A 23,197-nucleotide genomic window follows, 5' to 3' on the forward strand; every position below is an offset into this window, starting at 1 on the left:
GAGTGGGAGAAAGGTAACTCCCAAAGGTGTCCAACGGCGAAAAAACCACTACCCTGAAACAGAGTAGTGGCTCCAAATTTTAAAGAATAACTGATGCGTAATCATCTTTTTCGACCTTCGGCTTATTGAAGGTGAGGTCAAAGCTGATATCGTACTGGGGGAATTCAATGCCCAAAGCGGTTTTGAGCACATCCTCCACCGTCTCAGCAAAGACGAATTCCAGATCATTTCGAACCTCTTCTGGAATATCCTCAAGATCCCGTTTGTTTTCCATGGGCAGCATCACCCGTTTAATACCACTTCTATGGGCGGCAATGACCTTTTCCCGAATCCCGCCCACAGGCAGGACCTGGCCGGTTAAGGTAATCTCCCCGGTCATGGACAGCTTGCTGTCCACAGGAATCCCCGTTACCAGAGACGCCAATGCCGTGGTCATGGTCACCCCAGCACTGGGGCCATCCTTCGGGGTCGCCCCGGCCGGGACATGGATATGGGTATCATAGGAAAAGAAATCAAAGCCTCGCTTCTTTTCGCCTAGGCGTGAGCGGATGAGGCTCATGGCGATGGTGGCACTTTCCTTCATGACATCGCCCAACTGGCCAGTGAGGGTCACCTTGCCATTTCCGGGCATCAGGGTCGCCTCGGTAAAGAGGATTTCCCCCCCGACGGATGTCCAGGCCATTCCTGTGACCACTCCAGGGGCATTCTTTTCTCCAGCCCGTTCATGACGGCGGGTTTTATTACCCAGATAATCGTGGAGGTTTTCCGGGGTGATGGTTACCTGATCCAACTTTCCGGTAACAATGCGTTCCGTAGTCGCCCGGGCAATCTTTGCCAACTGCTTTGTCAGGCCCCGGACACCGGATTCTGCGGTAAAGTCCTCAATGGTCTGCATCATGGCTTCTTCATTGACCGATAATTGCTCTGGTGTCAGGCCATGGTCCGTTAAAACCCTGGGCAGCAGGTGATCAACGGCTATATGGTATTTTTCCTGATTGGTGTAAGAGGACAGTTCGATAATCTCTGCCCGGTCCAAAAGGGGTGTCGGGATGGTGCTTAAATCATTGGCCGTCGCAATGAAAAATACATCGGACAAATCGTAGGGCACCTCCAGATAATGATCGGCAAAGGTATTGTTCTGTTCAGGGTCCAATACTTCCAAAAGGGCTGCCGATGGATCCCCCTGGTTCCCAATGCCCAGCTTATCAATTTCATCCAGGATGAAAACGGGGTTCATGGTCCCGCAACCGGCGATGCCTTTGATAATTCGGCCGGCCATTGCCCCGATATAGGTCCGGCGATGCCCGCGAATTTCAGATTCATCCCGGACGCCGCCAAGGCTGGCCCGGATATACTCCCGATCCAAGGCCTCAGCAACGCTCTTACCCAGGCTGGTTTTACCGGTACCCGGAGGGCCCACCAACAGAACGATGGAGCCTTGCTTATCCTTTTTAAGCTTCATAACCGCCAAATGCTCGATAATCCGCTTTTTCACCTCATCAATGCCGTAATGATGGGCATCCAGCACTTCCCGGGCCTTTTCGATGTCAATCTCTTTGATTTCAGAATGCCAGGGCATTTCTAAAAGCAAATCCAAATAATTCATGATGACATTGACCTCAGCACTTCCCGGGGGAGAGGATTCCAACTTTTTAAGCTCCTTCAGGGCAACCTTCCGGACATTGTCCGGCATATCAGACCCTTCGATTCGCTTTCGGTAATCCTCATCCTCTTCATAGGGGCCGCCCGCATCCTCGGAGCCCATTTCACCCAGCTCAATCTGGATATTCTTCATCTGTTCCCGAAGCATGGCTTCCCGGTAAGCACGGTCCTTATTCTTGGCATATTTCTTACTGATTTCCAGCTGCAGATGCACGGAGTCCTTTTCTTTAATGACAAAGTCAATGAAGCGCAGGGCCCTATCCCGCTGGGAATCCAGCTCCAGGAGCTCCTGCTTCTGGGCAATGGGAATCCCCATCATCGGCACCGTATAGCCAATGAGCTGCTGGACCGATTCCACCTCAGAAAGAAGCTTCAGGAAATAATCTGCCCCCCGGAAATTCCGGCCGATATCTCCCATGAGATGCTTAATGTAGGCGGTCATTTCCTTCTCTTCCTCAACGGTTAGATCCGGGAAATCTGGCTGCTCCACATAATCCGCCGTTAAGCCAGACTCCGTATGGTCAATATGGATGACATGACCCCTTCTTAAGGTATTGATTTCAATGATGTACCCATTTTCAGATTTCTCGATATTATCGAAGCGCAGAAGCACCCCCACACGGTGGAAATCCTCATCCGTTAGTAAATCGTAGTCGTTATATCGCCGGGTTGTCACACCCATGGCCAAGGTATTCTGATCTAATATATATTTTTTAATATTGTTGCCAATGACATCATTGACAAAAATCCGGTTTTGTATCCCCGGGAAAATCACCGTTTCAGTGATGGGGATGACCGGAGCATTCTTTAATTCCATCGTCATTTTTCCACCTCCGTGTAAATCGATAGTTTGTTGAGCAATCCAATCAGCTGTTTAACCTCTTCTTCGGTCAGGCAGTTTTCAATGTGCTCCACCAGCCGCAGGTACTGCATTTCCTCTGCCCGGGCAATGCGCTTGCCCTTTGGCGTTAATCGGATATAGCAGACCCGACGGTCCGTATCCGACCGCTGCTTTACCACGCAATCCCAAGAAATAAATTTGTTGACCATCTCCGTTACAGTCGGCTTGGAATTATCCGTATATTGGGCCAAATCACTGCAGGTTAAGGCATCGTACCCGTCGATAATGCGTAAGTAATACACCTGCCTCGGTGTTAAATCGCCTTCCTTATCCTCGGGTAAGGTGGCACTTGCACATTGGTTTTCCAATTCGAGCAGCTTGAGATATGCTCTAAAGAGTTCTTGTTTTCTACATGACATACGCTCTACCCTCAAATTAATTAGTTAGCATTTCCCTAACTTAATAGGAGTATACCAATGCGCTCTGCCCCTGTCAAGTTTTCCACGATGATTTTTACATTTGTTAAGCTTTCTAAAGTTTTTACATCCCCTCTGTTTTCTGATATAATATTGATAATAAAAAAACTAAGGAGAACCCCATGAAACGACGCTGGCCTATTTTTTTTCTGACCATTCTTTTGCTGCTCCTTTCTGTACCCACCGCCGCTTACGCAGAGGATAGTAATAAGGATATCCGTATCTTATTTACCCACGATCTGCATTCCAACATCCTCCCCTATGAAACGGTAGATAGCCAAAGCAATGTAACCACCATGGGGGGCTACGCTCGCCTGGCAACATTGATCAAACAAAACCGAAACGACAGCACCCTTCTGGTGGATGCCGGAGACTATTCTATGGGTACGTTGTTTAATAGCCTTTACCGTACCCAAGCCCCAGACCTTGCCCTTCTGGGCCAGCTGGGCTACGATGCCACCACCCTGGGAAACCACGAATTTGATTATGGCACAGAGGCCCTGAAATCCGACTTACTGGCTGCTGCCAAAACCAACCCCCACCCCACCCTTCTGGCTTCCAATCTGGTGTTTGGGGAGGACGATGACTCAAAATCGATCCAGCAGGCCTTTGAAACCTACGGCAGTCTGAAGACAAAAATCATCACCAAAAACGGGGTGAAGATTGGTGTGTTTGGCTTAATGGGTAAAGATGCCCAATCCTTTACCGCTGACTACGCCCCCTTATCCTTTGCCGATGTTACCGATACGGCAAAATCTTGTGTGGAAGATCTCAAATCCCAGGGTGCTCAGGTCATCATCTGCCTTTCCCACAGCGGAACAGAAGAAGACATCAAAAATTCTGAGGATCAGCAATTAGCCAAAGCCGTTCCTGATATTGATGTCATCGTCAGTGGGCATACCCATACCACCATGGAATCCCCCATCACCGAAGGCAGCACCACCATTGTCAGTGCGGGTTGGCGGGGCCAGAACCTCGGAGTTCTGGATTTAACCCTTAAAGCCGATGGCAGTACCGCGGTAAAGGATTATGCCCTAAAGGCTAGCGCCAACAGCATCCCCCAGGATGAATCCATCAAAAAATTTGCAGAAACCTACAAGGCCAGTGTCCAAACTAACTTTCTGACTCCCCTTGGCATGCAGTACGATGGTGTCCTGGCCATATCGAATATTAATTTTAACAGTAGTGAGGATGCACTACAAAATTTTGGAAATAACAATATTGGAGATATTGTCACCGATTCCCAACTTTATTATGCCAAACAAAATGGGATTGATGCCACCATTGCCGTTACCTGTGCCGGACTCATTCGAGACACCATTTATAAGGGGGATTTAACCACCTCCCAGGTCTTTAATATCCAGTCCCTGGGTGAAAGCACCGATGGCAGCACAGGGTATCCCCTGGTTGATTTTTATCTCTATGGTTCAGAAATCAAAACCCTCTGTCAATTGGACCCAGCCTTTTCCAAAATGATTCCGGATATTCAGCTTTCCCTTTCAGGACTGCGCTATACTTATAATGATAGCCGCCTCCCCATGGATAAGGTGATTTCCGTGGATGTCCAGGACAGCCAGGGAAACTGGTCCCCCATTGTGGATGATCAGCTCTACCATATGACCTGCAGTAAGTACCTGGCCGATATGACCGGACTAATTACGGACATGACCAAGGGCCTTGTCACACTGACCCCACGAGATGCTAATGGGAATACGAATACCGACACGACGGCCTTTATCAGTAAAACGAAAGAGGGCAAGGAAGCCAAGGCATGGATTGCCTTGGCAAGCTACGCCGGCTCCTTTGCTAAAAATGAATCTGGTATCAGCGTTATTCCAGCCCAGTATAACAATGCCCGGGATACCAAAACTGCAGTCTCCAATTCCATGACGACATTCTTCAAAAATCCATCTATTTATGCGCTGGCCCTCTACGGCATCATTTTGGGGATTGTCCTCATTGTGATCATCATTATCCTCGTAATCCGCCACCATAAAAAGGGCGGTCGCCGGAATAAAAAACGTTTGAGCGATAAGTTGTAAATACAAAAATAGCAAGGCGCCAGATGGTCCGCCTTGCTATTTTTTTATTATCTAATATTCATTGTTTTTGATTACTTAATCCGCGGCTTTGCACTATAGGTGGTGTGGAGGAGCTTATGGGATTTATGCCCACCAGGTTCACCCAGGTATTCTTCGTACAATTTGATAATCGCCGGATTTTGGTGAGATTTTCGATAGGTTTTGGCTTCGTCCTCATTGTATAATGCCTTGGCTCGTTCCACACGGATATCCTTTTCCATGCGGACCTTGGAAGATACGATGGGCTGTCCCCCACCATTGACACAGCCGCCGGGGCATCCCATGAATTCGATAAAATGATAATCATCAAACTCGCCACGCTTTAAGGCATCCATCACCTGACGGATGTTAGCACCGCCGTGGGCAACAGCGATTTTCACTGTTAAATCCGGAGTAACCGCTACATCGGCCGTTTTAACGCCCTCGACGCCGCGCACAGCTTCATAGTCTATTTCCTGGATATCTTTATCATTTAAGATATCCGCAACGGTTCGAACAGCGGCTTCCATGACCCCACCAGTCGCGCCAAAGATAACGGCAGCACCGGTGTATTCACCATAATATGGATCAAAGTCTTCATCGGGAAGGGCCAGAAAGTCAATTCGGGCTTCCTTAATCATCCGAGCCAGCTCCCTAGTCGTAATGGAAATATCCACATCCTGGCGACCGTCAACGCTTAGCTCTTCGCGCTGGGATTCAAACTTTTTAGCGGTACAAGGCATGACCGACACAACGACAATATCGTCTGGATTAATGCCATTCATTTCAGCGAAATGGCTTTTAACCAGAGCCCCCGTCATATTTTGGGGAGATTTACAGCTGGATAAATGGTCGAGCATTTCAGGATAGTAGGTTTCAATGAGCTTAATCCATCCCGGTGAACAGGAGGTAATCATGGGCAACACGCCCCCTTTGGTCACACGGTTGATTAACTCGGTGCCTTCCTCCATAATAGTGACATCTGCTCCAAAATCAGTATCAAAGATATGGTCGAAACCAAGGCGGCGCAAAGAGGCTGCCAGCTTACCCGTTACATTTGTCCCCATAGGAAGTCCAAATTCTTCACCCAAAGCCGCACGAACTGCTGGTGCCGATTCTACAACCACAATTTTTTGTGGATCTTCAATGGCATCCCAGACCTTTTGGATATCACTTTTTTCCTTCAGGGCCCCCACTGGGCAATTAACAATACACTGACCACAGTTAATACAGCCAACTTCAGCAATGGATTTGTCAAAGACTGGACGAATATGGGTATTAAACCCGCGGCCTGCAGGTCCTAAAACACCAATACCCTGAATACTACGGCACACCGCCACACAGCGCTTGCATAAAATACACTTGGTCTCATCCCGAACGATGGATGTTGATAAATCGTCAATCCACTCTCCGGATTTTTCTCCCTCAAAGGGAATACTGGTGACACCCAAGTCTACGGAAAGCTTTTGGAGTTCACAGTTTTCACTACGGACACAGCTGGTACATTCCCGGTTATGGTTGGATAAAATAAGTTCCAGATTAACCCGACGGGCTTTTCGAACCTTTTCTGTATTCGTCAGGACTTCAATTCCCTCGGCAACGGGGTAGACACAGGAAGCCTGGAGAGCCCTGGCCCCTTTTATTTCTACCAGACACATCCGGCAAGCCCCGATTTCATTGACATCCTTCAGGTAACATAAAGTCGGAATATCGATGCCCTGCATTTTCGCCGCTTCCAGCACCGTGGTCCCTTCCGGGACAGTGACGTCGCGACCATTAATTTTAAATGTTACATCTTTCATTTCCACAACCTCCTTTATGCTTTCGTGATGGCGCCAAAGGGGCAAGCCTCGATACAAGTCCCACATTTAATACAGGCTGTTATATCAATACTATGGGGCTTTTTCTTTTCGCCAGTAATGCAGCTTGCCGGGCACTTTTTCGCACAAATGCCACAGCCCTTACACTTATCTTCAATAATGGTGTAGTTCAGGAGCTTTTTGCACACACCTGCTGGGCAGCGTTTTTCCTTGATATGGGCTTCATATTCGTCACGGAAATATTTGATGGTTGATAAAACAGGATTCGGTGCAGTCTGGCCCAGGCCACATAATGCGGAAGCTTTAATGCCTTCTGCCAGCTCTTCCAGACGTTCGATATCACCTTCCTGGCCTTCCCCATTACAAATGCGTTCGAGGATTTCCAGCATCCGCTTGGTCCCAATACGGCAAGGAGGACATTTCCCACAGGATTCGTCCTGGGTAAAATCCAGGAAGAAGCGGGCCACATCCACCATACAGTTATCCTCATCCATAACGATAAGTCCCCCGGAGCCCATCATGGAACCGATGGCAATAAGGTTATCGTAATCAATGGGGGTATCCAGCTTGGATACCGGGATACAGCCACCAGAGGGGCCACCGGTCTGCGCGGCCTTAAAGGCCTTGCCGTTGGGGATGCCCCCGCCGATTTCATAGATAATCTCCCGCATGGTGGTCCCCATTGGGATTTCCAAAAGACCAGTATTATTAATCTTACCACCTAGAGCAAAAACCTTTGTCCCCTTGGATTTTTCAGTCCCTAAAGAAGCAAACCACTCGGCACCCTCGTTGATGATCGTCGGAATATTCGCATAGGTTTCCACATTATTGAGCACGGTTGGGCGTTCAAAAAGGCCCTTATTCGCCGGGAATGGTGGGCGGGGACGTGGTTCACCACGCTTACCCTCAACGGAATTCATCAACGCCGTTTCTTCACCACAGACAAAGGCACCAGCCCCTAAACGGATATCCAAATCAAAGGAAAAATCGGTATCGAAAATATTCTTCCCGAGTAGACCATAATCCCTTGCCTGATCGATGGCAATCTGCAGCCGTTTAACGGCAATGGGGTATTCTGCACGGACATAAACATAGCCCATCTGTGCCCCAATGGCGTAGCCTGCAATGGCCATGGCTTCAATAAGGCGATGGGGATCCCCCTCGAGAATTGAACGGTCCATAAAGGCTCCTGGGTCCCCTTCGTCAGCATTACAAGCCACGTATTTTACACCGTCTGGTGATTCAGCATTTTGGGCAAATTGCCATTTGAGGCCCGTGGGGAACCCACCGCCACCACGACCACGTAGCCCCGACTCTTTGATACAATCAATAACCCCCTGGGGTGTCATCTTAAGCAGGGCCTTTTCCAAAGCCGTATAGCCATCAAAGGCAACATATTCATCGATATCTTCAGGATTGATCACTCCACAATTGGCTAGGGCAACACGCATCTGCTTTTTATAAAAGCCCAACTCATTAATGGAGCGAGCGTGGCGGCCATCCGTTGATTCCGTGTATTCCAGGCGTTCCAAGGGCCGTCCTTTGACCAGATGCTCTTCAACCAGCTCTGCAATATCACTAACTTCTACCCGGCTATAAAAAGTACCTTCCGGGTAAATAATAACCACAGGACCCAGTTCACACAGGCCAAAGCACCCAGTAACTGTGATATCAACTTCATTCAACAAATCATGTTTCTTTAATTCCTTTTCAAATTCCTTGGTCAGTAACGCAGAACCAGATGAGGTACAGCCAGTTCCACCACAGAGTAGGATTTGAGAACGTTTATATGCCATTGAGTTCCTCCTTAGGCCTTTGCGACGGGATCGATGACCTTCCCATCGACCACAGTCATGGTGTACTCTTCAACAACTTCCCCATTTTTAAGATGTTTTTCCACGATTTCAGTAACCTTTTCAGGATTCATCTTAACATAGGTGGTCTTTTCCCCTTGGGGATCAAATACTTCCACAATCGGCTCTAAACGGCACACACCGATGCAGCCTGTTTGAGCGATAGTTACTTCACTCAGTCCTTCTGATTCCACGGCCTCCATCAGTTTGACCATAACCGGACGGGCCCCGGCAGCAATACCACAGGTGGCCATTCCAACGACCACACGATAGCCGTTTCTGCCCTTCCGCAAATTAATTTCTTCGAGTTTCTTGCTTCTGATTGCTTTAAGCTCTTCTAGCGACTTTTTCATATTACTCCTCCATGATTCCCTCAAGTCCCTCGGCAACGTATCCCCGTATCCAGCCCAGCACTTCAGGATCCGTCAGCAGGTCTTCCGCTTCCAGAATAGCCTTAATCTGACGAGTATCGAATTCAAATGTTCTTCCATTATAATGATGAATATATAAAAGCTCGGCATGGTTGAAGGATAAAAGCATGGTCATGACGGTATCCGCCATATTCCCCAGAGGGGCCCGGTCGATATGACTGCGTTTAAAAACAGCCTCTACCGTCGTCCCAACCCCCTCCTCTGAACGAATGGTAAACCGTCCGTCACAACCTTCTGCCGCCGCTTTAAATAAGGGCAGTCCCAAGCCGACCTTTCGAGTCGTTCGGGAGGTAACAAAGGGATTGGTAATATCTGCTAATCGATCCTTTGGTATGCCACATCCATCATCGGAAATGGTAATGGACAATAAATCCTCCAGGGTATCCTCCACAATGCATAGCTCCACCAGAGTGGCACCAGCACGGATGGAATTCTGGGTGATATCCAATATGTGTAAGGATAACTCCTTCATCGATCGTTATCCTAATACTTTGCCAGGATATCTTTCACCTCACCAGGTGTCAGCCGACCATAAACCTCTTCATTAATCATCATAACGGGTGCAAGGCCACAGGCACCTACGCAGCGTGTGGCATCGACGGAGAATTTCCCATCTTCTGTCGTTTCTCCGACAGTCGTACCAAGAATCCCCACAACCTCGTCTAAAATATCCTGGGAACCCCGAACATAACAGGCAGTTCCTAAGCAAACCCCCACTTTGTACTGTCCTTTGGGTTTTAGCGTAAATTGGGAATAGAAGGTCGCCACACCATAAACCTCAGTTAATGGAACATCCAGCTCATCCGCAATAACTTCCTGCAGTTCCAGTGGCAGGTAACCGTATTGTTCCTGGGTATCCTGTAGGATACGCATCAAACAACCAGGAACTTCCCGGTGTTTTTCGACGATGCCCTTGACAACATCAAGATTATCAGTTGATACATACTCAGCCAAAATTACTCCTCCTCTTTTTTTGCGCAATCAAAAGCAAGTGCACATTCTTTACTCTGCTTTAGTATAACACACTCCCAAAGCCATGATAACATAATTTTCTATATTTTCTTGACAAAATATTATCAATTTAACGGACATTGGAACAATTCTGTCCCAATTTTCGCAGTATGGTCAACCGCCTTAAGTCCGGTAAATCTAAAAAGTACTTCCGTTCAGCCATATCCTCCAGGCAATGGGCATCAGAGCCCTGAATAAATTGATAATCCCGAAAGAAACGAAACTTATTTTTTACGGTTTCAATATCCCCGTTAGCGGAAACCTCCAAGGTACTCACCGGCAGCTCCGGGGGGATAAAGCCCAGAGATGCTACAAGACTATAGGATTTTCGATCAATGTGTGCCGGTACCAAAATACCCCCAAGGGGGATGACCATCTCCACCAAGGCATTAACTCCGATGTCTGTGGCTGAAATCAAAAGTTTGTCGAGGTGACCAATGACCTCATCCTCTTCATTCAAAATTAACTGTGGGCCAAAAAAATCCGATCGATTTGGGATATCTGGAAGATGCTCATACAAAATAGCATCTAAGGCAAGGGCAGACTCCAAGGTTTCAAAATAGACCAAAATATGGGCCTCTTCCTTGGTGGTCACCTCAATCCCTGGCAATACACAAAGCCCTTCCCCCTTGGCCAGTGCCATAATGGCCGGTAAATTCCGGGCGGTGTTATGGTCTGTCACTGCGATGACATCCAGCTCCTTTAAGAGGGCCATCCCCACAATATTATTGGGGGTCATGGCCTCATCCCCACAAGGAGAAAGGACGGAATGCATGTGCAGATCCACAGCAGTGGCGGTCATTTTACGTCTAAGGATGCCAGCAGCGCACACACTTCAAAGGCATTCTTTTCAGTGGTAAACAGCGGCATCCCTTCTTCTGTTGCCTTCGCTAACGTATCTGCCTCAATCTCTGCCCCCTCCGGAATGATGACGCAGGCCATCTCTAAAAGGGTGGCTACTGCAATAATATTGAGATGGGTCTGGATAGTCACCCAGGCACAACCATTATCCGCATTCCCCATCACCCAGCTTAACAGATCGCCAACATAACCGCTTTCAATGACCTGATCAGCAATGCATTCTGGATTTGCCGGGGTAAAACCGTCTAAATTCAATAGATCTTTAACCTTCATCGTTTTGTTCTCCTTCACCATTTTTTTCCATGGGATGTCCCATCTGCAGCATTTCACTGGTCAGCTTGGACAGCTCTAAAACCCGATCCTTTAACACGAAAACACAGTCAATTTCCCGGGCATGTCCCGTAACAATATCCTCTGCCAACGCCCGACAGCCCGGTGCCCCACAGGAGCCACAATCCAGACCTGGAAGACGTTGTTCCAAAATTTCGATTTGCTGCATCTTTTCCAATGATCTGGAAAAGTCTTCATCCAATGGTTTGAATTCCCTGGACTGAAGGGGGTGCTTACGCCGCAACCCATCGGCGATGAGGCCGTCCTCCGTGGCACAACGGATTTTCGGTGTCGTTTCAAACTGGCCACCGCTTTCACCTCGGGCCCGGACATCGATAACCATCCGGGCAACAAAATTATTTTCAACAGTCAGACATCCCCCAACACATCCGCCAATGCAAGCCAGTCCTTCCACAAATTCGATTTCCTCCAGATTGCCATTCTCAATTTCCTCTAAAACGGCAATGACATTGGAAATCCCATGGACATGGATGCTCCGCCGTCCCCCGGCATAGCGGCTTTCCCCACCAGAAAGAGCCCAACGGTAACCATCTGGGGTAGCTCTGTGAAGTCCCGCCTCTTCCTCCACGATCTTGAGCTGAGCCCGCAGGGGACCATAAATATCTTTGATGGCAATGGCGCCATTGATAATATCATAATTATCATCTTTGTTTTCCTGATCCTTGACTTCAGTGGCCTTTGCTGCACATGGGGTAATAAAAAACACCCCCACATCCTCTGCTGGTAGGTTTTTTTCTGCCTCCAGACGTCTGCGCACCATGCGAGCAGTAACTCCCATGGGTGATTTGAGTGTAGTGATGTTTTTGGTTAGCTCTGGAAAACGGACCTGGACTAACTTAGAGACTGCGGGACAAGCAGAAGATATAATGGGTCGCGGACGCTCCCTATCTGCAAATTCTTCCCCTAATGCCGATCCAACCACCTCTGCACCATTCGCAACTTCGACCACCTCATCAAAGCCCAGTGCTTTAAGAGCACTCAGAATGCGGTCAATGGAATATTTAAGTGGATATTGACCAATCAGTGTCGGTGCAACGATGGCAACGCGATAATCAAATTCATGGATACTGGCCAAGGTATCAGTCTTGGCTAATTTTGCCCGATGGGGACAAACGCGGATGCATTCCCCACAATCGATACATTTAGATTCAATAATCTTAGCTTTTCCCTCCCGAACACGGATTGCCCCAGTGGGGCAGCTCCGTAAACAAGTGGTACAGCCAAGGCATTTATCCCGGTCTAAATAAACCGAATGAAAGATACTGCCCATTTCTACTCTCTTTTCCGGTCAGAGGTTGAATTTCATCCGGATCTTCGTACCTTCTCCGACCTTTGATTCTATATGGAAAGTGTCAGCGTTCTTCTCCATATTGGGAAGACCCATCCCCGCTCCAAAACCCATTTCCCGCACCGAATCGGTAGCGGTGGACCAGCCTTCCGTCATGGCTAAATCCAAGTTTGGGATGCCTGGTCCAACATCCTCCAAAGCCAAAGTAACACAATTGCTCTCCACCGTCAGCTTAATACACCCACCATCAGAATGGATGGCTAAGTTCATTTCCCCTTCATAACCCGCGATGGCAATGCGTCTTATGATTTTATTATTAACACCGATTTGCATTAGGCTTTTTTTGATTTTTCGGGAGGCCTCCCCCGCCTTATCAAAATCACCCCGTTCAACATCGAACTCCAGGTTATAGCTCATTATTTGGTGTCGCTCCCTTCAAACCGTCGCTATACAGAATACCGCAGGATTCAAACAGTGGCAAATCGGTGGTCATGATAAGCATATCAATATCCCTGGCCATTTTTAAAATTGCCTCTCCTGGAACTTTAGAACGGACAAAAACCACACTGCGCATATTGGCAATATCAGCCGTATTAAGGACCTGTTTATTCACCAACCCCGTCAAAAGAAGGCCATCGTCCTTGGCATAGCGCAGAACGTCACTCATTAAATCACAGCCACAGGCGACATATACCTCTTCATCCAGATGTTCGCCACCAGTGAGAACGGCAGCATTCAGTAATTGCTTTACTTTCTCCAGTTTCATAGGGTTCTCCCAATTATTTAGATTCCAATACCAACGTAATGATAGCCATTATCATCCATAATGTGTTTTTCATCGGCCGTACAGGTAAAGAGCAGGACTTGCGTATCTGGTGCCAGAGAGGAAATGTATTTAACAGCCTCCGCTTTCCGTTTATCATCATATTGTACAAAGGGGTCATCCAAAATAATTGGCATTGTTTTTCCCGCATCCACAATGCCAGCAACCCCGAAACGCAAGGCTAAGTAAATTTGATCCATCGTTCCGCCACTGAGCTGATCCATCGAAAGGAGTTCTCCACTTTGGGGATCTACCACCCGAATCCGCAACTGATCATCCACCCGCACCTCATGGTATTTCTGGGTGATGCTGTGAATGATACTTCCAATTTTTTGGTTAAGGTTTGGTGCGTTGTCATAATGAGTGCTTTTGAAATAACTTTTAAAGAATTTCTCCGCCAAATCACAGGCACGGATTTCATCCTCATAAACACGAATTTCATTTTCAAGGGTTTCAATCCGTTCCCGAATTTCTACAGGATTCCCTACCCCGTTCATCAATGAGGTGTTCTCCCCCTGGATACGGGCAATTTCATGATTAAAAGCCTCAACTGCTTCCCGGGCACGGATTTCTTCGCCATGGCTGCCCGTCATTAATACAGGATCTTCTTCCAGGGCACTGGCCAGGATGAAATCATTCTGGGTTAATTCATCGTACAAGCGACGATTGGCGTCCAGTTTTGCCCGAAGGGCTTCGGCTTCTGCACTGGATGCACAGGCACGGCCATATTCTTCAATGCTGCTGACCCCCCCTTGCTTCAGTGCATCCTCAATCGCCGTACGATATTTATAGCGTTCGTCTTCTAAACCACACTTTTCGTGTTCCAGTTCCTCCATGCGAACATTGAGGCGGTCCCCCTCTAAAAGAAGCTTATTGTAACGCTCAAAGATTTCCCGGCACCGTACGATGAAAGCTTCATAGGCCTCGGCATCTGCCATATTGTATTTATCCAATATTTCTTGACCCGGATCGACTCGCGCTTCCTGAACATCCTCTAAAAAGCCTTCAGATCCGTCCTCATCAAAATAAAGATTTTCTTCATCATCTTCATCCGATAGCATCGCCCATTGCTCTGCCGTGTTACCAGAGAAGTGGTCTGAGTCAAAGCCTTCTTCATCGTCCAGGTCATCAAAAAAGCCTGCATGCCCCTGATCTTCCCAGTCCTCATCCTCATCATCCCAGTCTTCATTGTAGGCAGAGGCCCTTGGGGATACCTCACCATTTTTCAACTCCCGGTTTTGCAGTATCATTATACCAGCACAGCCTAATCCCGCCAAAAGTCCCATAAAACTCAGGATGACCTGTCCAGCATAGGGCAGCATGCTTCCAGGATTAATGACCGAAAAGAGGAAGAAAAGTGCCCCCAGAACAATCCCAATAATAAGGGGTACATGGCCAAAACCAATAAGACTGACAGTATCCTCAAGTGTACCCTTCTTTACTGCCGCTTGAGTTTCCTGCACTTCACCCGGTATCTCTGGTGATTGCTCTGGAATGTAACGTTGGCTGACTACCTGCCCATAGGCCAAATAATCTGCTTCAATTTGTTCCTGTGTAAATCCACCCAAGCTATTTTCAAATCGGCGGCACCGGCTTGCGATATCCGTCCGGTCTTCATCGATCTGATCCATTTGGCGAGTAAGTCGTGCGATTCGGCTACCAACGGCATCCAAGCTGCTCTGCATGACCTGGAGCTGACCGAAAACCCGGTTATCGAGCCCTTCTGCGCTACCTAATTCCCCAAGCTGTTTCTCTATGGCATCCCCTTCGGCTTTAATAGCCGCCAGCTTTTCCGCCATTGCGGCCTGTTCCTTGGCGTTTTGAGCCTCTGCTCGGCGTTTGTACTCATCACTCCGTCCCTGGGCTTGCTCAATCTTACGCTTGTACTGTTGAATGCGCTTTTGGTTCATTCGAATCTGCCCATAAACCGCTTCGCTTTCACTGAGGATTCCCTCAAGATTGCGTTTCTCCCGGACCGTCATTCCATAATTGGATTTGCTTTTTCCAGTAGACCCAATAGCTTTCTTTTTACCCTCCAGATAGTCAAGCACTTTGTTGACGGAGAGTTCATCACCCGTTTCTGTCGCCATATCCACTAACCGGTCATTGACCTCCCGGGCCAACTCTTCTTCAGACTTCGATGCCATTTGTTTGACATTGACCGTGTTATTGTACATAACGGAACTGAAGCCTCCAAAGCCCAAGGGCTGGTATTGACGGGTGACATTATCATAGGGGTATGTTTCTGTGATATCCTCCCCTGTAACATTGTCGAAGAGACGGACACCGTCTCTGGCCTTGAGGAAATCTCGTTCAATTCGGATATCTTGCCCATTATCATCTTCAAAAATCATGGTCCCAAAATAACGATCCCCTTGTCGCGGCTTAAAGCGATAGTAATCATCATTATAGGTTCTTTTTTTGCGATAGGGCTTATAAAAGCCAAAGAGCATTCCTTCAATAAAATGCTGAATTGTTGATTTTCCAGCCTCATTGCCACCGTAAATCAGGTTGAAACCATCAGAAATTTCAATGGTTTTGTTATGGAATTTTCCAAAGGCGATGAGGTTGAGTGTTTTAATTTTCATTTGGTACCCCTTTCCTTCAGAACACCCTCCAAACCGTAATAAAGGGCTTTTTTTGCCACGGGATCATCCCCAAAGCGCCGCATTTCCTGGATAAAGCGTCCAATGATATTATCCTTGTTGTCCTCTAGTATCCCGTCGATATCCAAATCGTATTCCAATTGGCTTCCATCGAGTTCCAAATAATAAAAGTGGCTTCGAAGCTCATCGCTCAACCAACCCAGGGATAAATCTGTGTCGCAATACCCCACTAGGTTGATCCGGAAGAAATCCCGATGGCGTTTTTGTTCTCCTGCAATGCCGATGACTTTCTCCAGGATATCGTCCATGCTCAAATCAGGGGTAATTTCCACATCAGCAGTTACATATTCACGTTCCTGTATTTTTATAAACTGAGTATGACAGCGGTGGTTTTCAATTTGTCCGACAATCACACCATGGTCCCCTGTTTCCCCAAAATGAAGGGCTTCTGGGCTACCGCAATAGCCCGCTCTTTTTGTGAGCATCTCATACTTGTGGAAATGCCCAAGGGCTACATAGTCGAAATAATCGTAATCCGCGATATTCAGTGGCATAAAGTCTGAGACACGGCTATAAGCGTCCCCATGGAGCATCATGATGTTATTGCGGTCTTCCTCCAGCTCCAGGTGTCCTTTAAAGGGGATATCGGAGTAAGCGTTTTTCACCCAGCTCAAACCAAAGACTTCGGTTTCTAAAGAAGGAAAATAAATGGACTCCATCCGACCACTATGTAGAATGTTGACATTATCTGGCCAATCCACTAAGCCATATAGCGCGACACTGCTATAATAATCATGATTCCCAGCTAAAATAACCACCTTTGTCATGCTAAGCTTACTGAATTTATCCGCAGCCCGGTTAATTTCGCTAATCTCTATTTCATCGGAATCAAACAAATCTCCCGCAATTAGCAGTAAATCAATTTGATTCTTTTCAGCGGTGTTCAGAATCTTATCAAAGGTCCTCCAAAGATCTGTGCGCTTGTTGCTTCCAAACACGTCGCCATTACGCTTGAAGTGAAACTGGCGCCCCAAGTGCAAGTCGCCTGTATGTATAAATGATACTTTCATTCGAATGGTCTCCTCCATTGCACATAATTAGTATTATTATAGCACAGGAAATAGGGGATATAAAAGAAAACTTAAGGAGAAGTAAAGCAAAGAATCTCTTTATCCATTCCTTACAATTCTGTAATCCTGAATCTATATATTTCTCGGATCCTTTGTGGTAAAATAAAATTCAAATTTAAAGAAAGCGAGGAACGCATCGTTCATGTTTTTCGAAATTTTAAAGGCGGCTTTATTCGGTATTGTACAGGGAATTACCGAGTGGCTCCCCATCAGCAGTACTGGCCATATGATTCTATTGGAGGAGTTCATCCATATGAACGTTTCAAAGGATTTCTGGGATATGTTCCTGGTGGTCATCCAATTTGGCTCCATTCTGGCTGTTCTCCTGCTATATTTCCATAAGCTTAACCCCTTCTCCGGAACCAAAACACCGGTGGAGAAAAAGAAAACTTGGAATCTGTGGGCCAAGATTATCGTCGCCATGCTGCCCGCCGCCATCATTGGTCTCCCTTTAGATGATTGGTTTAATACCCATTTTTATAATTTTATCAGTGTCGCCATTGCTCTGATTGTCTATGGGATTGCCTTTATCATCATTGAAAACCGGAATAAGCACCGACAGTTCAAAATCAATTCCCTGGATGAACTGAGTTTTAAAACAGCCTTGGGGATCGGCTTCTTCCAAGCGCTCTCCATTATCCCAGGAACTTCACGTTCAGGCTCGACCATCCTTGGAGCATCCATTTTAGGAACATCCCGTAAAGTCGCCGCAGAATTTTCCTTCTTTCTGGCGGTTCCGGTTATGCTGGGTGCCAGTCTGATGAAACTACTTAAATTCTTCATCCGCACCGGCTTTGGCTTTTCTGGAACAGAAGCCGCAGTCCTTATTGTCGGTATGGTCGTGGCTTTTATCGTATCGGTCTTTGTCATTAAATTCTTAATGAGCTATATCCGCAAGCACGATTTCAAGGTCTTTGGATATTACCGGATCGTCCTTGGGATCATCGTTCTGATTTACGCTGCCCTCTTTGCCTAGAAAACTTTTTCTTTAGATTTATTTTATTCTATCCTTGACAAATAAAAAAATGTCAAGTAGAATACTGGTAATACAGTGATGGGGAGTAGTAAGATTTTCAGAAGGTACAGAAAGCCGCTGGCTGATGTGAAGCGGACTGAACGGATATCTGAACTGGCCTTGGAGTAGCATGCTGAACCACCAAGTAGGCATCGCCGGCATCTGACCGTTATATCAGAAGGATATAATCCCTTGGGACGTATCTGATAAAGGCAGCCAGTATAGGCTGTGAATTAGAGTGGTACCGCGTAAGCGTCAACTTTCGCCTCTATGTCTTTTAGACATAGAGGCTTTGTTATTTTTTGGAAAAAGGAGAATAAAATCATGATGAATCACAAAAAATATAGTCGGGGCTATTTTATGCCCCCGGTTTCCTCCCACAAATGGGTGGAAAAAGAATATATTACCGAAGCACCCATTTGGTGCTCCGTGGACCTTCGGGATGGCAACCAGGCCCTGATCATCCCTATGAGCCTTGATGAAAAAATTGAATATTTCCAATATTTAGTTTCCGTTGGCTTTAAGGAAATCGAAGTTGGCTTTCCCGCTGCCTCAGAAACAGAATACCGTTTCCTCCGGGCCCTGATTGAGCAAGACCTCATTCCAGAAGATGTCACCATCCAGGTGTTAACCCAGGCCCGGGAACATATTATCCGTAAAACCTTTGCCGCACTGGAAGGCTGTAAAAAATCCATCGTTCATCTCTACAATTCAACCTCCCTGGCTCAACGGGAACAGGTCTTTCGAAAATCAAAGGAAGAAATTATTAAAATTGCTGTAGACGGTGCTATGATGCTCAGGGATTTAGCGGCAGAAACCCAGGGAAATTTCCAATTTGAATACTCCCCGGAAAGTTTTACCGGTACCGAGGTGGATTTCGCCTTGGATATCTGTAACGCCGTTCTTGATGTGTGGCAGCCCACCGCTGATCATAAGGTCATCATCAATCTCCCCGTTACCGTATCCATGTCACTCCCCCATGTCTACGCCAGCCAGATTGAATATATGTGTGATAATATGGCCTATCGGGAAAATGTCATTGTATCCCTCCATCCCCATAACGACCGGGGCTGTGCCGTAGCCGATTCTGAGCTGGGGTTACTGGCTGGAGCAGATCGCATTGAGGGGACCCTCTTTGGCAATGGAGAGCGGACAGGGAATGTCGATATTGTTACCCTGGCCTTGAATATGTACACCCATGGTGTGGACCCCAAGCTGAACTTCAATAATCTACCAGAGATCACCGAAGCCTATGAACGCAACACCCGGATGCACGTCTACGAACGCCAGCCCTATAGTGGGGCTCTGGTTTTCGCCGCCTTCTCCGGTTCCCATCAGGATGCCATCGCCAAGGGTATGAACTACCGGGAGGAACAGCACACCAATAAATGGACCGTCCCCTATCTTCCCATCGATCCCACGGACTTAGGCCGAATTTATGAAAAGGACGTGATCCGAATTAATAGCCAATCCGGCAAGGGCGGTATCGGCTATGTTCTGGAACAAAAATATGGCTACGATCTGCCAAAACTTATGCGTGAAGACCTGGGCTATACCGTTAAGGACGTTTCAGACAATAAGCATAAAGAGCTTTCTGCAGAAGAAGTGTACGATATCTTCAGCACGACCTATGTGAATAAAGATGAACGCTTTTCTCTGCCAGAGTACCATTTCACCCAGCTGCCTGAAGGCCGGATGCAAGCAGATGTCGTGGTTGAACGGGACGGTGTACAAAGCACCTGTTCCGGAGAAGGCAATGGCCGATTCGACGCTGTATGCAATGCGATCAAGGGCATCATGAACACTCCCTACACAGACTTAAAATACGGAGAACATGCCCTGGAACATGGTTCTACTTCTAAAGCGGTTGCCTATGTAGGTATCACCTTAGAAGGCAATGGCACTATCTGGGGAGCCGGTATCGATAATGATATTATCGTGGCCTCCGTCAAAGCCTTGGTTTCTGCCATTAATCGTGCGATGGAAAAGCCTCAAACACAGAATTAATTTATAAACCACAAAGAGCCAGATACAGCGATTAACTGTTCTGGCTCTCTTTATGATTAGTTCCGTCTGAAACGACGACGATCCAATTCAGAAAGAATCTTCTTCCGAATGCGAATATCCGTTGGTGTAATTTCCACCAGCTCATCATCCTCAATGAATTCCAAGGCTTCCTCAAGAGTAAAGATTTTTGGATCAATGAGTTTCAAAGCATCATCAGCGCCCGATGACCGAGTATTAGTCAGCTTCTTGTTCTTGATGGGGTTCACCACCATATCGTCACTTCGGTTATTAATCCCAATGACCATTCCTTCGTAGACCGGTGTGCTCGGTCCTACCATCATAATTCCACGATCACTTAAATTGTACAGGGAATAGGCCATGGTTTCTCCGGCAACACCAGAAATCAACACCCCATTCTGACGACCTGGGATTTCTCCCATATATGGTTCAAAGGAATTGAATCGACGAACCAGGGTACCTTCACCGTGGGTATCATTGATAAACTCGCTCTGATATCCCAAAAGGCCTCGGGTCGGGACGTTGAATTCCAAGTTGGTCCATCCTTCATCTGAGGACATCCCTACCATTAATCCCTTCCGAAGATTAAGCTTATTAATGACGGCTCCAGAATATTCATCCGGTACGCTTATTACAACTTGTTCTACCGGTTCCAGCTTCTTACCATTTTCATCCCGGTGCATAATAACCTCTGGCTTGGAAACCGAAATTTCATAGCCTTCCCGGCGCATGTTTTCAAGCAAAATAGAAAGGTGCAGCTCCCCACGACCCGATACCTTATAACCTTCAGTGGTGTCTGGAAGTGGCTCAACCGTCATCCCAACATTGACCTCAAGCTCTTTTTCCAATCGAGCTTTAATGTGGCGGGTAGTCACAAATTTACCCACTTTTCCAGCAAAGGGTGATGAGTTAACAAGGAAATTCATGGACAGGGTTGGCTCTTCAATCTCGATTAATTCCATGGGCTGGACTTGGTTGACTTCACCAATGGTTTCTCCAATGGAGATATCTGGAATCCCAGAAACAACGGCAATATCTCCAGCCTTAGCTTCTTTGACTTCCACCCGAGATAATCCCCGATATACAAAGATCTGACCCACACGGACTTTTTCAAAGCTACCATCCCGTTTAACCACCTCCAGGTTTTCCCCGGCGTGAATGGTCCCATAAGATACCCGGCCAATTCCTAAACGTCCGATATAATCATCATAGGCTAAGGTCGAAATCTGCATTTGGAGTGGCTCTAAACTTAAATCCTCAGGAACTCCGGCGTGCTTAACAATGGTATCAAAAAGCGGAGTCAAATCCGTACTTTCGTCCTCCATTTCATATTTAGCGATTCCTTCCTTGGCCACACCATAAAGGATAGGAAAATCTAATTGTTCGTCATTTGCTTTTAACTCGACGAATAAGTCGAAAACTTCATCGACCACTTCTTCGGCGCGTTGATCCTTTTTATCAATCTTATTGATGAACAGAATGGGGCGTAGTCCCTGTTCCAAGGATTTATTCAGGACGAAACGGGTCTGTGGCATGGGACCTTCGCTGGAGTCTACCAACAAAATCACAGTGTCGACCGTTTTTAAAATTCGTTCTACTTCGGACGAGAAATCGGCATGTCCCGGCGTATCGACAATATTAATCTTAATATCACCATGCATGATGGAACAATTCTTTGAATAAATGGTAATCCCGCGTTCTCGCTCTAAATCGTTGCTGTCCATAATACAGTCAACGACCTCCTGATTTTCACGAAAGACGCCGCTTTGTCCCAGAAGGGCGTCCACGAGAGTCGATTTACCAGCATCGACATGGGCGATGACAGCAATATTAATAATGGGCTGTTGTTCTTTCATAGTTACCTACCTTTATAAAGGAATTAAATCAACAAAAAACCGGGGTGAAGCCCCGGATGGTCGTTCATCTTAATGCGTTCATTTAATTTTACTGCAAATTTTACAACTTGACAAGTAATATTTTCATTTTAACGAAACCTTACAGCAAATGACCCACTGGCATCATCTCTTTAAAGGTATAAATCGCTTTAAACCCCATTTCCCTTAATTCATTTTGGGTTTCGAGAATCTTAAACCCCAACTCCTCCTGGTTATGTCCATCAGAGCCAATGGTAATAATCTCACCACCTAACTCTCTATAAAGACGGATGATCTCCCGAGAAGGGGTTAAATCCTTCAGACCATAACGATAGCATGAGGTATTGACCTCAATCCCTCTCCCCTTCTCGATGATATGTTTAAAAATCTCAGCGATTTGATCACGGTTTCGCGGCGTTAGATAGGGGCCCCGTTCCACATACCGATTGATGACATCGACATGCCCTAAAAAGCTATAATCATTGTATTGGGATAAAACAGAAAATAGTTCATCGTAGTATCCCTCCAATATAGCGCCACGGGGTTTACCCTCTTGGTATTCATTGCGCCAAAATTCCTGATTGTTAATTTGGTGGATGGATAAAATGACAAAATCAAAGGGATAGGCATCAAAGGTTTTCTGATATTCCGAAATTGTGTGAGCCTGAATACCAAACTCAACCCCCTGGCGAATTACAATCTGGTCTTTATACTTTTTTTGATAGTCCCCAATCGTTTCTAAATATAAAGGAATATCACACTGATCCACATTATCAATCCCATAGTCAAGATGTTCAGCATAGCCAATTTCTTCAAGACCAAGCGCAATTGCTTGTTCGATGGATGATTGCATCGCATAGTCCGAATCGTCGCTGAAAGCCGTATGTAGATGAAAATCTGAATACATGGGTCCTCCTACATTAATTTAAAATTAAAGAATTTAAAAAAAGAGCCTTGTGGGCTCTTGAACTATCGATGGTGACCCATGGGCGACTTGAACGCCCGACACCCTGATTAAAAGTCAGATGCTCTACCAACTGAGCTAATGGGTCATATGAAATTATACCTCT

The 23,197-nt window shown here is 46.7% G+C and carries 19 protein-coding genes, 1 tRNA gene and 1 other annotated feature; of the genes, 3 read left to right on the forward strand and 17 right to left on the reverse strand.

The window, feature by feature from the left end:
* Positions 1–79: 79 nt before the first annotated feature.
* On the reverse strand, positions 80–2,485 hold the full coding sequence (lon, locus tag BLW33_RS05060; RefSeq protein WP_090305974.1) for an endopeptidase La: 2,406 nt from the start codon (positions 2,483–2,485) through the stop codon (positions 80–82).
* Complete coding sequence (locus BLW33_RS05065; RefSeq protein WP_090305977.1) at positions 2,482–2,922, reverse strand: MarR family winged helix-turn-helix transcriptional regulator; 441 nt, start codon at positions 2,920–2,922, stop codon at positions 2,482–2,484. The genes lon and BLW33_RS05065 overlap by 4 nt, the downstream gene beginning before the upstream one ends.
* Positions 2,923–3,101: 179 nt before the next feature.
* Here BLW33_RS05065 and BLW33_RS05070 point away from each other — a divergent pair, with 179 nt between their 5' ends.
* Complete coding sequence (locus BLW33_RS05070; RefSeq protein ID WP_090305980.1) at positions 3,102–5,021, forward strand: bifunctional metallophosphatase/5'-nucleotidase; 1,920 nt, start codon at positions 3,102–3,104, stop codon at positions 5,019–5,021.
* Positions 5,022–5,092: 71 nt separating this feature from the next.
* Here BLW33_RS05070 and BLW33_RS05075 read toward each other — a convergent pair whose 3' ends face one another.
* The 12 genes from BLW33_RS05075 to BLW33_RS05130 all read right to left on the reverse strand — a co-directional run bounded on the left by BLW33_RS05075 (position 5,093) and on the right by BLW33_RS05130 (position 17,153).
* A complete protein-coding gene (locus BLW33_RS05075; protein WP_090305982.1) occupies positions 5,093–6,841 on the reverse strand; it encodes an NADH-dependent [FeFe] hydrogenase, group A6 in 1,749 nt (582 codons plus the stop codon).
* Between the two features lie 14 nt (positions 6,842–6,855).
* Positions 6,856–8,655 (reverse strand): NADH-quinone oxidoreductase subunit NuoF, encoded by a 1,800-nt coding sequence (gene nuoF / locus BLW33_RS05080; RefSeq protein WP_090305985.1) that lies wholly within the window; start codon positions 8,653–8,655, stop codon positions 6,856–6,858.
* Between the two features lie 11 nt (positions 8,656–8,666).
* Positions 8,667–9,065 carry a (2Fe-2S) ferredoxin domain-containing protein gene (locus BLW33_RS05085; protein ID WP_090305988.1) on the reverse strand — a complete coding sequence of 133 codons (399 nt, stop codon included), beginning with the start codon at positions 9,063–9,065 and terminating at the stop codon, positions 8,667–8,669.
* Between the two features lies 1 nt (position 9,066).
* Complete coding sequence (locus tag BLW33_RS05090) at positions 9,067–9,615, reverse strand: ATP-binding protein (RefSeq protein WP_090305990.1); 549 nt, start codon at positions 9,613–9,615, stop codon at positions 9,067–9,069.
* 11 nt (positions 9,616–9,626) lie between these two features.
* A complete protein-coding gene (locus tag BLW33_RS05095) occupies positions 9,627–10,097 on the reverse strand; it encodes an NADH-quinone oxidoreductase subunit NuoE family protein (RefSeq protein ID WP_090246334.1) in 471 nt (156 codons plus the stop codon).
* A gap of 127 nt (positions 10,098–10,224) precedes the next feature.
* Positions 10,225–10,956 carry a PHP domain-containing protein gene (locus BLW33_RS05100; RefSeq protein ID WP_090305993.1) on the reverse strand — a complete coding sequence of 244 codons (732 nt, stop codon included), beginning with the start codon at positions 10,954–10,956 and terminating at the stop codon, positions 10,225–10,227.
* A complete protein-coding gene (locus tag BLW33_RS05105; protein ID WP_090305996.1) occupies positions 10,953–11,288 on the reverse strand; it encodes an AraC family transcriptional regulator in 336 nt (111 codons plus the stop codon). Before BLW33_RS05105 ends, BLW33_RS05100 begins: the two co-directional genes overlap by 4 nt.
* A complete protein-coding gene (locus BLW33_RS05110) occupies positions 11,278–12,636 on the reverse strand; it encodes a [Fe-Fe] hydrogenase large subunit C-terminal domain-containing protein (protein WP_090305998.1) in 1,359 nt (452 codons plus the stop codon). The genes BLW33_RS05105 and BLW33_RS05110 overlap by 11 nt, the downstream gene beginning before the upstream one ends.
* 18 nt (positions 12,637–12,654) lie before the next feature.
* Complete coding sequence (locus BLW33_RS05115; RefSeq protein WP_090305999.1) at positions 12,655–13,071, reverse strand: ATP-binding protein; 417 nt, start codon at positions 13,069–13,071, stop codon at positions 12,655–12,657.
* A complete protein-coding gene (locus BLW33_RS05120; RefSeq protein WP_090246343.1) occupies positions 13,061–13,420 on the reverse strand; it encodes a hypothetical protein in 360 nt (119 codons plus the stop codon). The genes BLW33_RS05115 and BLW33_RS05120 overlap by 11 nt, the downstream gene beginning before the upstream one ends.
* A gap of 17 nt (positions 13,421–13,437) precedes the next feature.
* Positions 13,438–16,065, reverse strand: a complete 2,628-nt coding sequence (locus tag BLW33_RS05125) for an ATP-binding protein (protein ID WP_090306001.1) — start codon at positions 16,063–16,065, stop codon at positions 13,438–13,440.
* Positions 16,062–17,153 carry a metallophosphoesterase family protein gene (locus BLW33_RS05130; protein ID WP_090306002.1) on the reverse strand — a complete coding sequence of 364 codons (1,092 nt, stop codon included), beginning with the start codon at positions 17,151–17,153 and terminating at the stop codon, positions 16,062–16,064. The genes BLW33_RS05125 and BLW33_RS05130 overlap by 4 nt, the downstream gene beginning before the upstream one ends.
* A gap of 202 nt (positions 17,154–17,355) precedes the next feature.
* Here BLW33_RS05130 and BLW33_RS05135 point away from each other — a divergent pair, with 202 nt between their 5' ends.
* Together BLW33_RS05135 and BLW33_RS05140 are read left to right on the forward strand one after the other, a co-directional pair.
* Complete coding sequence (locus BLW33_RS05135) at positions 17,356–18,189, forward strand: undecaprenyl-diphosphate phosphatase (protein ID WP_090306004.1); 834 nt, start codon at positions 17,356–17,358, stop codon at positions 18,187–18,189.
* Positions 18,190–18,255: 66 nt separating this feature from the next.
* Positions 18,256–18,501: a binding site (T-box leader), on the forward strand.
* Positions 18,502–18,552: 51 nt separating this feature from the next.
* Positions 18,553–20,235: a 2-isopropylmalate synthase gene (locus BLW33_RS05140; RefSeq protein WP_090306006.1), complete on the forward strand. Its 1,683-nt coding sequence runs from the start codon at positions 18,553–18,555 to the stop codon at positions 20,233–20,235.
* A 56-nt stretch (positions 20,236–20,291) separates the two neighbouring features.
* Here the strand turns inward: BLW33_RS05140 and typA are convergent, their stop codons facing one another.
* From typA to BLW33_RS05155, 3 genes are all read right to left on the reverse strand, one after another.
* Positions 20,292–22,109 (reverse strand): translational GTPase TypA, encoded by a 1,818-nt coding sequence (typA, locus tag BLW33_RS05145; RefSeq protein WP_090306009.1) that lies wholly within the window; start codon positions 22,107–22,109, stop codon positions 20,292–20,294.
* Positions 22,110–22,248: 139 nt separating this feature from the next.
* On the reverse strand, positions 22,249–23,034 hold the full coding sequence (locus BLW33_RS05150) for a histidinol-phosphatase HisJ family protein (RefSeq protein ID WP_090306013.1): 786 nt from the start codon (positions 23,032–23,034) through the stop codon (positions 22,249–22,251).
* A 69-nt stretch (positions 23,035–23,103) separates the two neighbouring features.
* Positions 23,104–23,179 (reverse strand) — tRNA-Lys (locus tag BLW33_RS05155).
* Between the last annotated feature and the right edge of the window lie 18 nt (positions 23,180–23,197).

This window comes from Eubacterium aggregans (assembly GCF_900107815.1).
GTDB classification, from domain to species: domain Bacteria; phylum Bacillota; class Clostridia; order Eubacteriales; family Eubacteriaceae; genus Eubacterium_O; species Eubacterium_O aggregans.

Bases quoted from the DNA above. Each gene is read 5' to 3' on its own strand.
- lon (WP_090305974.1), bottom strand. From the start codon at position 2,485: ATGACGATGGAATTAAAGAATGCTCCGGTCATCCCCATCACTGAAACG.
- BLW33_RS05065 (WP_090305977.1), bottom strand. From the start codon at position 2,922: ATGTCATGTAGAAAACAAGAACTCTTTAGAGCATATCTCAAGCTGCTC.
- BLW33_RS05070 (WP_090305980.1), top strand. From the start codon at position 3,102: ATGAAACGACGCTGGCCTATTTTTTTTCTGACCATTCTTTTGCTGCTC.
- BLW33_RS05075 (WP_090305982.1), bottom strand. From the start codon at position 6,841: ATGAAAGATGTAACATTTAAAATTAATGGTCGCGACGTCACTGTCCCG.
- nuoF (WP_090305985.1), bottom strand. From the start codon at position 8,655: ATGGCATATAAACGTTCTCAAATCCTACTCTGTGGTGGAACTGGCTGT.
- BLW33_RS05085 (WP_090305988.1), bottom strand. From the start codon at position 9,065: ATGAAAAAGTCGCTAGAAGAGCTTAAAGCAATCAGAAGCAAGAAACTC.
- BLW33_RS05090 (WP_090305990.1), bottom strand. From the start codon at position 9,615: ATGAAGGAGTTATCCTTACACATATTGGATATCACCCAGAATTCCATC.
- BLW33_RS05100 (WP_090305993.1), bottom strand. From the start codon at position 10,956: ATGACCGCCACTGCTGTGGATCTGCACATGCATTCCGTCCTTTCTCCT.
- BLW33_RS05105 (WP_090305996.1), bottom strand. From the start codon at position 11,288: ATGAAGGTTAAAGATCTATTGAATTTAGACGGTTTTACCCCGGCAAAT.
- BLW33_RS05110 (WP_090305998.1), bottom strand. From the start codon at position 12,636: ATGGGCAGTATCTTTCATTCGGTTTATTTAGACCGGGATAAATGCCTT.
- BLW33_RS05115 (WP_090305999.1), bottom strand. From the start codon at position 13,071: ATGAGCTATAACCTGGAGTTCGATGTTGAACGGGGTGATTTTGATAAG.
- BLW33_RS05120 (WP_090246343.1), bottom strand. From the start codon at position 13,420: ATGAAACTGGAGAAAGTAAAGCAATTACTGAATGCTGCCGTTCTCACT.
- BLW33_RS05125 (WP_090306001.1), bottom strand. From the start codon at position 16,065: ATGAAAATTAAAACACTCAACCTCATCGCCTTTGGAAAATTCCATAAC.
- BLW33_RS05130 (WP_090306002.1), bottom strand. From the start codon at position 17,153: ATGAAAGTATCATTTATACATACAGGCGACTTGCACTTGGGGCGCCAG.
- BLW33_RS05135 (WP_090306004.1), top strand. From the start codon at position 17,356: ATGTTTTTCGAAATTTTAAAGGCGGCTTTATTCGGTATTGTACAGGGA.
- BLW33_RS05140 (WP_090306006.1), top strand. From the start codon at position 18,553: ATGATGAATCACAAAAAATATAGTCGGGGCTATTTTATGCCCCCGGTT.
- typA (WP_090306009.1), bottom strand. From the start codon at position 22,109: ATGAAAGAACAACAGCCCATTATTAATATTGCTGTCATCGCCCATGTC.
- BLW33_RS05150 (WP_090306013.1), bottom strand. From the start codon at position 23,034: ATGTATTCAGATTTTCATCTACATACGGCTTTCAGCGACGATTCGGAC.